This window comes from Spirosoma utsteinense (assembly GCF_014282275.1).
GTDB classification, from domain to species: Bacteria; Bacteroidota; Bacteroidia; order Cytophagales; family Spirosomataceae; genus Spirosoma; species Spirosoma utsteinense.
The window spans coordinates 1-13,539 of the sequence record NZ_VFIA01000002.1; the positions used below are offsets into that span (position 1 = coordinate 1).

The following is a 13,539-nucleotide window of genomic DNA, read 5'->3' on the forward strand; positions in this document are numbered from 1 at the left end:
TTGATCAAGTGTTGTCTGATCGGCTTCTGACAAGACGAATGGAGTAGCGATTTGGCCCATACTACAAAGCTACTCTATTTTACTTCAACTATTAATTTGGAAGAGCACTAGCCCTAAACCTACCCTTACCATGCATGCGTTACGTTATCTTTTTCTGATGAGTGCAAGCCTGCTAACGGGTTGCGTAGCCGTCACGATCCAGTCCAATGTAAAGCCAGATGCCAAACCGGATTTCCAGCGGATCCTGATTGTCTCCAGACTACCCATGCAGCGTCCCGGCTACCTGGCTAAGTTCCAGACGGCATTCCCAACCAGCTACCAGGTCTGCTCGGTGGCCGATAGCCCAATTGCTTTCGAAACCCCGGACGAACTGATTCAGCGGCAGCAGGAAAGCTGTAAAAGCGAGGTGATACTAACCCTGGGATTTAGCCGGAACTACACCAGCGGTGGCGGCAAGAGCATTGCGACCTTTAACGAGGTATACGCCGAAATGAGCAGTATAGCCACCGGTAAGCCTTTCTGGAAGGCAATCATCGAAACCAATGGCAGTGCTGAAATACCGCCCCGGCAAATCGTGAATCAACTCATCAACGATGGCGTCATTGCCGGTTCTGTACCCGCCGACCGCTATTAAGTCTGTTATTCATCATCATCGTCATCATCGGCGGTAACGACAAGAAAGGCACCCCGCCTGGGCGCAGGCATGACGGAATGTTCTCCTTTGATGGCCTTCCAGATGATTTCGTTGAACAGCCGGTCGTCGATCTTGTCGGCGTAACGCAGGTCGATCTTTTCCGACTGGCGGGCGGGCTCGGTCATGGCCGTGTTCTTCGCGTCGAGGTCAATGTTGGCCGGGATGTGCGTATACGGCGTCAGTGTGGGCGTGTTGGTGAAACAGGCGAACATGGGCGTGGCAGCCGCGTCGTACTGGCTCATGGGCGGCAGTCCCAGTATCAACTCCATCGTCCGGAGCATACCCGATGTCGAGTACATCGTATGCTCCGCGTGGTTCCGCTTCGTGTAGGGACTGATCACGAGCGCGGGCGAACGGTGCGCATCGACATGGTCGGCTCCGTTCTGGGCGTCGTCTTCCAGGACGAACACGGCCGACTCTTTCCAGATCGGGCTTTTCGACAGGTACTCGACAAACCGGCCAACGGCCAGATCGTTATCGGCTACGTGTGCCGTGGGCGTAGGTGCCCCAATGCGCGCGCCACTGGTATGGTTGTTACCCAGCCGGATGCTGCTGAAATGCGGTACGGCGTTCAGCGCGATAAGCGAGTCGATGTCTTTCTTCCAGATCTCCACCCGGTCAATATCTTTGACCTTCAGATCGTAATCGGGGTAATTTGACGCAAACCGACCGTCGAGTGCCGACCCTTTCCGTTTGGAATAGGCTTCGAACTCGCCGTAGCTGCGGTAGCGCAGGCCTGCCCGCTGGCAGTAGTCCCAGATGAATCCTTTTTTGGGGTACGCCACCGGCCGACTGCCTTCGTAATCGTAGGTGCCGCCCCGGCCGCCGTAACTCGTGGGCCAGGTTTTCTCGACAAAATCTGTAGCGTAGGCAGCCGTACTCCAGTTGTGACCGTCAGCGCTTACTTCGGCGTCGACATAAAAATTGTCGAGCAGCACAAACTCACGGGCCAGTGCGTGCTGGTTGGGGGTAACTTTTTCGGGAAACAGACACAGCGACGTATCGCCGTTGCCACCGGGCATATCGCCAAACACCTGGTCGTAGGTGCGATTTTCTTTGATGATATAAAATACGTACTTGATAGCGGCCGACTTCTCCCCTACTTTGGTTGGGATGGGTGATGCGCCCGCCTGCCCTATGGCAATTTTTTCTTTCTCCTTGGTATAGGGCGTGTTCTGGTACACCAGCTTCGACAACGCCGTAATATCGGCTGGCTTCGGCAGCGAAAACACGGACAACGCTCCCTTGAACAAACCGGCAATGTATTCGGTATTGGACTCCCGACGCTTGAATGGATTAGGCCCGTTCGGATTCGCCCGGGAGGCAAATCCTTTTCCGTTTGCTACCAGCACGGTTTTACCTACCACCTTCACCGAGGTTGGATACCAGCCCGTGGGAATGAAACCCAGGGAGCGGCTTTTTCCCGTTTTTTCTACGTCAAAAACGGCCAGGCAGTTGTTGTCGGCGTTGGCTACGAGCAGCGTTTTTCCATCGGGAGTTAGCGCAAGACCATTGGGCGTACTGCCCGCCAGCGCGTCGGGGAACAGCGCCGTGTTGAGCGTTTCGACTACCCGGCGGGTTTTCACGTCAATCACCGACACGGAGTTATCGTTGGCGTTGGCCACAAACAGTACGGTACCATTCCGGGTAAACGCCATGTCGTTGGGGTGGCTACCAGTCTGGATTTCGCCCGTTATTTTTTGCTGTCTAGGGTCGTAAATGACAATCTTCTCGCCACCCCAGATCGAGATGAACAACTCATCCGAAACCGGCGAACGAAGGCAGGTGTAGGCTTCGGCAGGCAGTTTTATGCGGTTCTTAACCTGCTTTGTTGCCAGATCGCACACATACAGGGAGCTGTCGTCCTTAGTAACGGCGTAGAGTGTAGCGCCAGCCTTGTCGGTTTCGACCCCCGCTACCGACAGGCGGTTTGGCCAGGGCTTTCCCAGCACGACCGAATCCGTCTTTTGCAGTTTGTCGCCCGATACGTCATAGATTATAACCTGGTTATCGTTCCCGCCGGATGCCAGCAACCGTTTCCCATCGGGTGTGAAACGCAGCCCCACCCACGATTTGGCAATAACTGTTTCGCTCAGTAACGCGGCTCCGGCCTGAGCCGCTGATTTGGCACCGGCAGCCGCGGTTATATCAATCAGCTGGATCGTTTGCGTGCTTTGACCGTTGTTCGTCACGGCCAGCCGTTTACCATTGGCGGATACCGCCATGTTGAGTGGCAGATCGCCCAGCGGTACCGACTGGCCCAGGGGCGTCAGGCTCCATCCGTTCGGTAAGGTTAGCCGTTGCCCCACGGCTACGCCCGTACGAGCAGCTGTGGACTTTTTAGGTGACTGCGCCAGAACAAGCGCGGGCACGAGAAGCAGGATCAGGGGAGCAAACAGGAAACGCATATAAACAGCTTTTTTCACAAAGGTAATCGGCTTTGACAGGCGCACTGTTACCCAGTTGTTAAGGGTTTGCTATCATCACTTCTTCAGGAAATCGACAACGGCTTTGGCAAACTCAGGGGTAGCCATGGCCCCGCCATGTGTTCCGGGCACCAGGACCAGGCGAGCACCGGGCACGGCATCGGCCAGTTCTTTAGGATCGCCATTGTCGAGGTCCTTGTCGCCGTTAACGACCAGCAGAGGTATCCGGATCTTACCCAGTTCGGCGCGGCTGGTGGTTGGCTGAAATTCCTGCATACGGGCCAGCGCCACGGTGTCGGCTCCACTTTTTTTGGCGTTATCGACGGCGGCCTGCAACTCAGGATGGCTGCCCGGTTTGGTCAGGGCTTCGTGGAAGTTTTTGCGCCGGAACCAGTTAGGATCTGTGAAATCGGCACTCATGCCGCCCATCACCGCCCGGTGTACCTGCTTATCCATCGTCATCAATTTTGCCGTTAGTATGGCCCCGCGCGAGTACCCCACTACGTCGTATGTTGTCAGGCCAAGGTGGTTCATGAGCGCCATGACGTCCTTTAGTTCAGCGTTATCGCTATAGGCTTCGGCGTTATGGGGCTTGTCGGAACGGCCATTGCCCCGCAAATCGAGCGTTACGACTTTGAAACCCGCGTCGGCCAGCGCCTGCCGAACGGGTGCCCGCTTCCAACTTTCCCCATTGGTGATAAATCCGTGGAGCAGCACGACCGGCTTACCTTCGCCCAGCACGTCGTAGTGAATTCGGGTACCATCGAACGACGTAAACAGCGGTTCGCGGGTTGTTTGCGCACAGGTTACCCATAATGGATAGAAACTCAGAATAAAAAGCAGGGCTCTCATAAGATATAGCAACCGGTTGGACTTCCTCCATAAGTTTAACCTTTACGGGTTCTACCGGTTAGTAGACTATAACTGATTCACAACGCTTATGACAACGCAACAAACGCAAACCAACCCGGTTGACGATGAACTGCCCATCGACAACGCGGATGTGATCGGTTCCCGTATGGGACGAATGGATCCGGCTATTTTCAGCAACCAGGATACACCCATCGACGGCGGGTCTGCCGCTGATGACGAAGATAGCGACAGCCACAAAGCCGAAGCCGAAGAAGATGAACCAACAACACCTTACCCAACAACGCATGAATAGCGGCAACAACACAGACTATAACCCCGCCGAAGACGAAAACCAGGGCGTATTGACAAAGCTGGTTCAAGGCGAAGAAGCGAACGATGGTATTTCGCAACTCGATTATATGAATCCGGTCACCAATCAGGGACCTGAACCGGAAAAAGAAGAAGTCGATGAATCGGATACGGAAAGTAACGGCATCAACGATGATAGGCTGATGGAGGAAGATGTCGAGAACGGCGATGTAGCTGTTGATTATGACTAAACATCCCTTTATGATGTCTTCCATTACCGCTAATCAGCTGGCCCAGCTTGTTATGCGTATTGGGTTAGGTATCAACATGCTTATGCATGGTCTGGTGCGGTTACCCAAATTAAGTGCATTCGTTGATAAAATGGCCGCTGGCTTCGCGGATACTGTCCTTCCCGATGTAGTGACGCGGGCGTTCCTGTACGGTCTGCCTCTTGTTGAGCTGGCCAGTGGCGTTCTTATTCTGCTGGGTGGTTCGCTGGGCAAGTGGGGGTACTTCATAGGCGGGCTAACGGTTGGAGCATTACTATTTGGGACAACCCTTAAAGAAGACTGGGCAACGGCAGGTTCACAGCTTGTGTATATCATTGCCTTTTATCTGGCCCTGCGTGGGCTGGAGTCATCAGGCCGAAGCAGACGGTAAGGGAAGACTGTCCTCAACAGCTTTCTATGCTCATTAGCAGTAGAACGGTTAGCCGTCTAATTGCTCCATTTGGCGGGTTTGCCCGGTTAGCGGTTGGCTTACATAACGGAAAGTTTCCGATATTTGTCCTAGCTACCCGGAACGTACCCATCCGGCCGATTGTTAAAATTATACTGCGACGGTGCTCATTAACCACGCGCCCAACCGACCATGACCAAGGACGAGGCAATTTTAGAAAGTATCACCAATTCAGAGTATAAGTACGGATTTGAGACGATCATTGAAGCCGACGAGGCTCCTATGGGTCTCGATGAAGACACGATTCGGTTTATTTCCGCCAAAAAGAATGAACCTGACTGGTTGCTCGAAGATCGGCTGAAGGCGTTCCGAATGTGGCAGGGAATGACCGAACCACACTGGCCCAATGTCAAGTATCCCAAAATAGATTATCAATCGATCATCTACTACTCGGCGCCTAAACAGAAGAAAACGGTAGGTTCGCTCGACGAGATCGATCCTGAGTTGCTCGACACGTTTCAGCGGCTGGGTATATCCCTCAATGAACAGAAACGGTTATTGGGGGTCGTTGAAGAACCGCAACCCGGCGACCGTCCGCGTGTAGCTGTCGACGCCGTTATGGACTCGGTATCGGTAGCGACCACGTTCAAGAAGGATCTGGCCGAACGGGGAATCATCTTCTGTTCTATGTCGGAGGCTGTTCATGAACACCCTGAGCTGGTGCGTAAGTACCTCGGCTCCGTTATTCCGGCCAAAGACAATTATTTTGCAGCCCTCAATGCAGCTGTATTTACCGACGGTTCGTTCTGTTACATTCCAAAGGGTGTTCGGTGTCCTATGGAACTATCCACGTACTTCCGCATCAATGCGGCTGGTACCGGACAATTCGAACGGACATTGATCGTAGCGGACGAAGGTTCGTATGTTAGCTACCTGGAAGGCTGTACAGCACCCATGCGTGACGAGAACCAGCTTCATGCGGCCTGCGTGGAACTGGTTGCTATGGCCAATGCCGAAATCAAATATTCGACGGTACAGAACTGGTATCCCGGCGATAAAGATGGCAAGGGGGGTATCTACAACTTTGTTACGAAACGCGGTATCTGTGACGGTGCCAATTCGAAAATATCCTGGACGCAGGTTGAAACAGGTTCCGCTATTACCTGGAAATACCCTTCTGTAATTCTTAAAGGTGATAATTCCATCGGTGAGTTTTATTCGGTGGCGGTGACCAACAACATGCAACAGGCCGATACGGGTACCAAAATGGTCCACATTGGCAAAAACACGAAAAGCCGGATCGTATCGAAAGGTATATCAGCCGGAAAGAGCCAGAACTCGTATCGGGGCCTCGTAAAAGTATTGAAGCGCGCTGAAAATGCCAGAAACTACTCCCAGTGCGATTCCTTATTGCTCGGCGACAAATGTGGTGCTCATACCTTCCCTTATCTGGAAGTAGATAACGCCACGGCTACCGTTGAACACGAAGCCACTACCTCCAAAATTGGTGAAGATCAGTTGTTCTACTGTAACCAACGGGGTATTCCAACAGAACAGGCTGTAGCGCTGATCATTAATGGCTACGCTAAAGAAGTACTGAACCAACTGCCCATGGAATTTGCGGTGGAAGCCCAGAAATTACTGGCAATCAGTCTGGAAGGAAGCGTTGGATAAACGAACAGACAGGCGCATTGCCTGAATGACTATACATCATGAAGCCCTGGCAGTTATGTCGGGGCTTTTTTGGTTTACACTGATCTGCATTTGGCGTCTCCTGCTGACTGTTGCCCTTGTTTTGATTAAGATTAATCAACATATAAGCATACTTAAACTATCTGCAAACAGATTAATTCTTCATTAATAAATAGACGAAAAGGATTGTGTCAACATTTTTTTTTAACGAGCTAAGTGTCACCTATCTCGCTCTTTATCAAAGATATATTATGTGGTAGAACTAGTATATTAATCAGGAACATACAAAAGAGCAGGCACCCGGATACACATAAAAATAGCCACAAAAAGTAGACTAATTTTTAGTAAAAATGACTTCATCACGGGTGTCCTTTTAGGACTTTTTGGGGGGCAAACCCCTTGGCAGACGCCGTATGAACCTCATTTCTAAAAAAATATGGGTAACCGAAACTGGCTTGTATAGTCTAAAAACTAGATCTAACCCATCTTTTTAATTCTTAAAGATTTCACCATGACTACTAAACACAGCTTGCTGCTGGTTGACGGGAACCCCTATGTATCCGGGATTCTTGTCCAATCGCTCAAAGCAAGTTTCAACGTTACCGTGGCAAACACGGGTCAGGAAGCAGTCCGTTTATTAATGCAGGGCAATCGATTTGATTGTGTGCTCACCGAACTACAGCTCCCCCAGCTTAGTGGCCTTGAGCTGACCAGGTTTATCCGAACAAGCCGACTGTTGAAACACATACCCATCGTGGTACTGTCGAATGCGTCAGACAGCGATACCCGAATCAATTGTCTCGAACAGGGGGTAGACAGTTACATCGCCAAACCATTTAATCCGCTCGAAGTAAAAGCCAAACTAACCGCATTGCTACGGCGGGCTCCCTCGCCGGTTGAAGAAACGCAGCATGCCTTTGTTCCGGCACGACCACAATTGGAAAGTAAACCACTCTGGCAACCAAAATCACGTATCCTATCTATGATCCTGAAACGCTATACTGTCTTACAACGAATGTAAATCTTATCTAATGTCAATTAGTAAGGCTTTTATTTGTAATTATGTAAAACTACTTACCTAATTGATTACCAGAATGCGTGCTAAAGTATCAAAAGAAGATAAAATAAGGTTCATCAATCCAGACTCTGAACATAGAGAACGGTTACAGTCTTTGCTACTAGTCGAAGAAGATGAACATCTAATTAATCGGATTTTAGCTGTAGCATACACCCTCTGTTCTGTGACTCGGCTCAGTAGCGCCGACGAAGCAGAAAAATGGCTCGCTGGTGGGTATAAACCGGACCTGATTATTGCCAATCAGAAAAATGGACAACGATTGATGCTGATGGCGGGAAAAATGCTACCTCATCGAACGGTTCCGGTACTGATTTGCTGTGGCTTGTCAGCCATACAATCGGTAGAAACCACGTCGCTGGCAAAAGCCACTGACTTGCTGATAACCGACGAGAGTGACTACAGCCTTGAGTCGAAGATAGCGTATTACCTTCAGTTGAGTGCGGCTGTCTCGACCGTTCAGGAGGCAGATCAGGTACCGGCTATGCATCGGTTCAGGTTACCCTGGTGGAAACGGTTCATAGACATCAGCGTTTCTCTAACCCTGCTGGTCATACTGTCACCGCTTTTAATGGTGGTGGCCTTATTGATCGTGCTGGATTCAAAAGGCCCGGTTCTGTATAAATCGAAACGGGCCGGTGCCAACTTTTACATATTCAATATGTATAAGTTTCGAACGATGAAGGTTAAGGCCGACCAGCTGATCAGTAAACTATCGCTACACAACATTTATGCGAACAAGGCTGATTCAAACGACTCGTTCGATTCAGAAAACAGCCGAAGCGAATATATGTGTAGTGCTTGCCGGCAGCAGGGCGTTTCATGCCAGCAACCTCTTTTTGACCAAAACCAGTCTATATGCGAGAAATTGTACCTACAGGAAAATGAGGAGTTGGCCAAGTTCATGAAGTTCCGCAACGATCCACGTATTACCCGACTGGGCACGTTTCTGCGCAATAGCAGCATCGATGAATTGCCGCAGTTGGTGAACGTACTTACGGGCGATATGTCGCTGGTGGGCAACAGGCCGCTACCCTTATACGAAGCCGAGAAGTTGACTACCGACGAATCAGCCCGGCGATTTGCTGGCCCGGCTGGCCTAACGGGCATCTGGCAAACCAAAAAACGCGCCAAAGGGCAGGGAGTGATGTCGGACCGGGAGCGGATTTTGCTCGATATCGAGTATGCCAGCACGTTTTCGTTTAAAACGGATATGTACATCATCTGGAAAACGTTTTTCAGCTTATGGCAAAAGGAGAACGTCTAGCGGCTGATGGCTCCACCCGTGCCTGTCCGCTGGTGTCGATTATAACGATCAACTACAACCAGGCCGAAACGACGCGTCAGTTCCTGGATTCGTGCCGGGGGTTGCAGTATGCCAATTATGAGGTGATTGTGGTCGACAACGCATCGGTCCCCGCCCTCGATACCGTACTTGACCAGCGCCAGTATGCTCACCTTCGCATTGTCCGGACCGAACGTAATCTGGGCTTTACCGGCGGCAATAATGTAGGCATCGACCAGGCACGGGGGGACTATTTTTTTATCGTCAACAATGATACAGAACTGACTCCGACGCTCCTCGACGAGCTGCTGCTCCCGTTTGATGCCAACGATCGGGTGGGTGTCGTTTGTCCCAAGATCCGGTACTTCGATTTGCCAAACGTTGTTCAGTATGCAGGCTATAACCCAATGAATATGTATACGGGAACAGCTACCCCCATTGGGCTGAACCAGCCAGATGGCCAGCTGTATGACCGACCGGGCTTTACCAATTTTGCGCACGGTTGCGCCATGCTGGTAAGCCGGGCCGTAGTCGAAACGGTAGGCCGGTTTGCCGATCGGTTCTTTTTATACTACGAAGAACTCGACTGGTCACAACGGATCAAGGATGCCGGTTTTCTCATCTATTACCAGTCATCGGCTTCTATTCTGCACAAAGAGTCTGTTTCCGTTGGCCAGCATAATCCATTGAAGACCTATTATCTCACCAGAAACCGTATTCTGTTCATGCGACGGCACTGTTCGTCGGTTCAGCTCACTGTTTTCTACCTCTTTTTTGGAGGCTGTGTACTGCCCAAACATCTGTTCGGCTACATGGCTACCGGTCAGTTTCAGCATGCCAGCGCTTTTGCCAGGGGCGTTCTCTGGAACTTTACTTCGCCCAGTACATCGCCTGTTTAGCAACCTAGTTCAATGACCGCTTTTTACCTGTTTGTTCGTATTCTGTTTTTCCTGCTGGCCTTCCTTGTTTTCTACACGTATGTAGGATACGGGGTGGTAGCGTGGGTATTGGTATGGTTCCGGTCCCACAGAAAAAAAGCGATAACAGATACCGTCGACAAGTTACCTCATGTAACATTGATCGTACCGGCTTACAACGAATTGGCCTACCTGCCGGGTAAACTCCAGAACTGCATCGATCAGGATTATCCATTAGACCATTTACACCTGCTGTTCGTGGCCGAAGGGTCGGATGATGGGTCGGAAGAATACCTGACGAAGATGATGCGCAGCATGCCTAACCTGAGTCTGATTAGTGGCTCACAGCGACTAGGCAAGGTAGCGGCCATGAATCAGGCCATGCGTCAGGTAGCCACACCCATCACGATCTTCACCGACGCCAATACCCAGCTCAACCGCGAAGCGGTTAGCCGGCTGGTAGAGCGCTTCGAGGTAGCCAGCGTGGGAGCCGTAACGGGCGAAAAGCGTATCCGTGTTCATGGTAGCGAAGCGGCAGCAGGCAGCGGTGAAGGACTTTACTGGCGGTATGAGTCGTTTCTGAAAAGACTCGATGCCAAGCTCCACACCATCGTGGGGGCAGCCGGCGAATTGTTTGCCATACGCACCTCCCTCTACGAACCCGTGGAGCCGGATACCCTTCTCGATGACTTCATGATTTCGCTTCGCATTGCCGGACGCGGCTACCGGGTCGAGTATGCTCCGGATGCTTACGCCCTTGAACGACCGTCGCATTCGATGGGGGAAGAGATGAAGCGTAAAGTTCGCATTGCCACGGGCGGTTTTCAGGCGATACAACGGCTGAGCCACCTGCTCAACGTATTCAAATACGGCTGGCTTACCTTTCAGTACGTGTCTCACCGGGTGCTGCGGTGGGCCGTTACTCCGTTTTGCTTACCGGTTCTTATAGCGTTGAATATCATGTTACTAACTGAGCCCTATATGACGGGGAAATCTTCTTCAGATTCTAATTTTTGGCCTTTAATGCTCTTATTACAATTTATTTTTTACCTAACGGCTTATATTGGATACACATTGGAAAACCGGCAAACCCGCTGGAAACTTACCTTTGTACCCTTCTACTTCGTGTTCATGAACTGGTGTGTTTTGCTGGGCTTCGCCCGATTCTGCCACGGCAACGTTTCCGGCATGTGGGAGAAGTCAAAACGGGCTGCCTGATCAATGCCTGACCCAGCTTTTACAAAAAGATAATCCGCTCCCTGACGACCATGCTTGACCGAACGATTTTCGTGACCCATCCACCACGCGATAACCGCTGGCTATACGGTGGGCTGGGATTACTGGTCGCTCTGGCAGCTGGCTGGCTCATGGGCACCTGGGGCGTTATGGGTGGCCTTCTGATCATAGCCATCCCCGTAGCAGTGATACTGATTGTAAGTATTCTGCTTGAGCCCAAGATAGGCCTGCTGGTGTATATCAACCTGAGCTTCGTCCTTGGCTTCACCCGGTTTGTGCAGAGCGACGCTCCGCTGGGATTATCAATCGATGGGGTGCTGGTGCTGACGTTGCTGAGCGTCATGCTCAACGGCAAACAGATGAACTGGAAACGGCTTCGCCATCCGGTTTTTTACCTCCTTACCGGCTGGTTGTTTTATACGATTCTGGAGTATTTCAACCCGGAGGCTCCCTACAGACCTGCCTGGTTTTACCACGCCCGCTCGTTTTCACTGAACTGGTTCTACGTGGCCATTATCGTTCTGGTAACGCCTATTACCAGATCCGATATCCGGCTGCTCATCAAACTCTGGCTGGGCTGGTCGTTTTTAGCGGCACTGTGGGCTTTCAAGCAACAATATATTGGCCTGGCGGAGGCCGAACTTCGCTGGCTGTATGAAGAGGGGAACGCCAAGACACACATATTGTGGGGTCAACTGCGGAGCTTCTCTTTTTACTCCGATGCGTCGCAGTTTGGGGCCGAGATGGCTGGCGTAACGCTGGTTTGCCTGATTCGTCTTTTGGAAAGCAAAAAACTGGTTGTCCGGCTTGGTTTCCTGGCGCTGGCGCTGGTGTTTTTCTGGGGATATGCGGTCTCAGGCACCCGGAGCGCCCTTTTTGTTCTTCTGGCGGGTTATCCAGCCTACCTGGTGCTGACCCGGGATGTAAAGCGTATTCTGTGGGGAGCCGCTGTAGCAGCTCCTCTGCTCGCCATTCTGCTATTCACCCACCTGGGCGACTCGGTCTATCAGATTTACCGCATACGCACGGCCCTCCACCCAACCGAAGATGCTTCGTTCCTGCTTCGGCTCGAAAACCAGCAAAAGCTGCGGGGCTACCTCAAAAATCTTCCTTTCGGTGCCGGAATCGGCACGTCGGCCGATACCGGCGCACGGTTCTCACCCGACCACTTCGCAGCGCAGATTCCGCCCGATAGCTGGTATGTCGAACTATGGATCGAAACCGGCATTGTGGGTCTAACCCTTTATCTGCTTATGCTGGCCGTTATTATTGGGTACGGTGTGTATAAAGTCTGGCAAATAAAAGACCCCTGGCTTAGCCTAACGATGATTACCTTTCTGGCCGAGTTTATTGGCATTGCGCTCATGTGCTACTCCAACCCGACACTGAGTCAGTTTCCAACCAGTACCCTGCTCTACATCACCTGCATTCTGTTTACGACCTGTGAGCGTTGGGATACTACGGCGAGTGGTACCCCGCCAACTGACCCAACCCTTAGCTATCTATCCCACCATGAATCTGTTCTCAAACCCTGAATGGATCGAGCCGTATGCCTATTCATTCGGTACTGTTGAAGAGGTGCCTCAGTCCGTGTTCGACGAGATCAACGCCCGACTCGATCAGAAACGCAGTGCCAACCCGCTGGTGTCGATTCTGGTAGCTGCCTACAACGAAGAGATCAATATCCTTCGCTGCATCAGCACCCTGTCGGCCCTTGAAACAGAGGTGCCTTTCGAAATTATTGCGATCAACAACAACTCGCAGGACCGCACGCAGGTGACAATGGACAAGCTTCATATCAACTGCCTGTATCAACCCATCCAGGGCTGCGGACCAGCCCGCCAACTTGGGCAGGAGCAGGCGCGTGGTACGTATATCCTGCTCGCCGACGCCGATTGCCTGTACCCGACAAACTGGCTGAATAAAATGCTCGCTACACTCCAGCAGCCGGGGGTGGTATGCGTATACGGACGCTATTCCTTTATTTCGACGCCAACTATTCCACGCTGGCACTTATTTATTCATGAGACCCTGAAAGATGCGATTGCCGTAGTACGCCATTTTAAACGGCCCTACCTCAACGCATACGGTATTAGTATGGGCTACGTAAAAGAAGCCGGTATGGCTGCGGGGTACATCATGCACAATACCTGGGGTGACGATGGCCGCCTGTGTTTCGATATGATGAAATACGGCAAAGTCCGAACGATGACAGCACGATCGGCGCGCGTCTGGACCGCCCCACGGAGCCTGCTCAGGGACGGTACGGCCGGACAAGCTTTGCGGAAACGCATTACGGGCGAGGTGAAAAGTATGTTCTCATACCTCTCGGAACACCCCGCACACGACACTAAAACATCGAAGAATTAAGCGAA

General features: G+C 51.6%; 13 protein-coding genes. 11 read left to right on the plus strand and 2 right to left on the minus strand.

Annotated features, from left to right (window positions below; all coding sequences use genetic code 11):
• Nucleotides 1–130: 130 nt before the first annotated feature.
• Nucleotides 131–634: a hypothetical protein gene (locus FH603_RS01345; protein ID WP_186735288.1), complete on the plus strand. Its 504-nt coding sequence runs from the start codon at nt 131–133 to the stop codon at nt 632–634.
• 5 nt (nt 635–639) lie between these two features.
• Here FH603_RS01345 and FH603_RS01350 read toward each other — a convergent pair whose 3' ends face one another.
• The gene (locus FH603_RS01350) at nt 640–3,120 is read right to left on the minus strand and encodes a beta-propeller fold lactonase family protein (protein WP_317171273.1); all 2,481 of its coding nucleotides are present in this window, start codon (nt 3,118–3,120) and stop codon (nt 640–642) included.
• A 57-nt stretch (nt 3,121–3,177) separates the two neighbouring features.
• The gene (locus FH603_RS01355; RefSeq protein WP_186735290.1) at nt 3,178–3,972 is read right to left on the minus strand and encodes an alpha/beta fold hydrolase; all 795 of its coding nucleotides are present in this window, start codon (nt 3,970–3,972) and stop codon (nt 3,178–3,180) included.
• A gap of 88 nt (nt 3,973–4,060) precedes the next feature.
• Here FH603_RS01355 and FH603_RS01360 point away from each other — a divergent pair, with 88 nt between their 5' ends.
• From FH603_RS01360 to FH603_RS01405, 10 genes are all read left to right on the plus strand, one after another.
• The gene (locus FH603_RS01360) at nt 4,061–4,285 is read left to right on the plus strand and encodes a hypothetical protein (RefSeq protein ID WP_186735292.1); all 225 of its coding nucleotides are present in this window, start codon (nt 4,061–4,063) and stop codon (nt 4,283–4,285) included.
• Nucleotides 4,248–4,532: a hypothetical protein gene (locus FH603_RS01365; protein WP_235985456.1), complete on the plus strand. Its 285-nt coding sequence runs from the start codon at nt 4,248–4,250 to the stop codon at nt 4,530–4,532. The genes FH603_RS01360 and FH603_RS01365 overlap by 38 nt, the downstream gene beginning before the upstream one ends.
• A 10-nt stretch (nt 4,533–4,542) precedes the next feature.
• On the plus strand, nt 4,543–4,941 hold the full coding sequence (locus tag FH603_RS01370; RefSeq protein ID WP_342355205.1) for a DoxX family protein: 399 nt from the start codon (nt 4,543–4,545) through the stop codon (nt 4,939–4,941).
• Nucleotides 4,942–5,151: 210 nt separating this feature from the next.
• On the plus strand, nt 5,152–6,633 hold the full coding sequence (gene sufB, locus FH603_RS01375) for a Fe-S cluster assembly protein SufB (RefSeq protein ID WP_186735294.1): 1,482 nt from the start codon (nt 5,152–5,154) through the stop codon (nt 6,631–6,633).
• Between the two features lie 529 nt (nt 6,634–7,162).
• Nucleotides 7,163–7,672 (plus strand): response regulator transcription factor, encoded by a 510-nt coding sequence (locus tag FH603_RS01380; protein ID WP_186735296.1) that lies wholly within the window; start codon nt 7,163–7,165, stop codon nt 7,670–7,672.
• A gap of 220 nt (nt 7,673–7,892) precedes the next feature.
• Nucleotides 7,893–8,993, plus strand: a complete 1,101-nt coding sequence (locus FH603_RS28505; protein ID WP_342355206.1) for a sugar transferase — start codon at nt 7,893–7,895, stop codon at nt 8,991–8,993.
• Nucleotides 8,972–9,910 carry a glycosyltransferase family 2 protein gene (locus FH603_RS01390; protein ID WP_186735300.1) on the plus strand — a complete coding sequence of 313 codons (939 nt, stop codon included), beginning with the start codon at nt 8,972–8,974 and terminating at the stop codon, nt 9,908–9,910. The genes FH603_RS28505 and FH603_RS01390 overlap by 22 nt, the downstream gene beginning before the upstream one ends.
• 12 nt (nt 9,911–9,922) lie before the next feature.
• Nucleotides 9,923–11,146, plus strand: a complete 1,224-nt coding sequence (locus FH603_RS01395; protein WP_186735302.1) for a glycosyltransferase family 2 protein — start codon at nt 9,923–9,925, stop codon at nt 11,144–11,146.
• A gap of 50 nt (nt 11,147–11,196) precedes the next feature.
• Nucleotides 11,197–12,699 carry an O-antigen ligase family protein gene (locus tag FH603_RS01400; RefSeq protein ID WP_186735304.1) on the plus strand — a complete coding sequence of 501 codons (1,503 nt, stop codon included), beginning with the start codon at nt 11,197–11,199 and terminating at the stop codon, nt 12,697–12,699.
• Entirely contained in the window at nt 12,677–13,534 is an 858-nt protein-coding gene (locus FH603_RS01405; RefSeq protein WP_186735306.1) for a glycosyltransferase family 2 protein, read from the plus strand. The genes FH603_RS01400 and FH603_RS01405 overlap by 23 nt, the downstream gene beginning before the upstream one ends.
• Nucleotides 13,535–13,539: the final 5 nt, after the last annotated feature.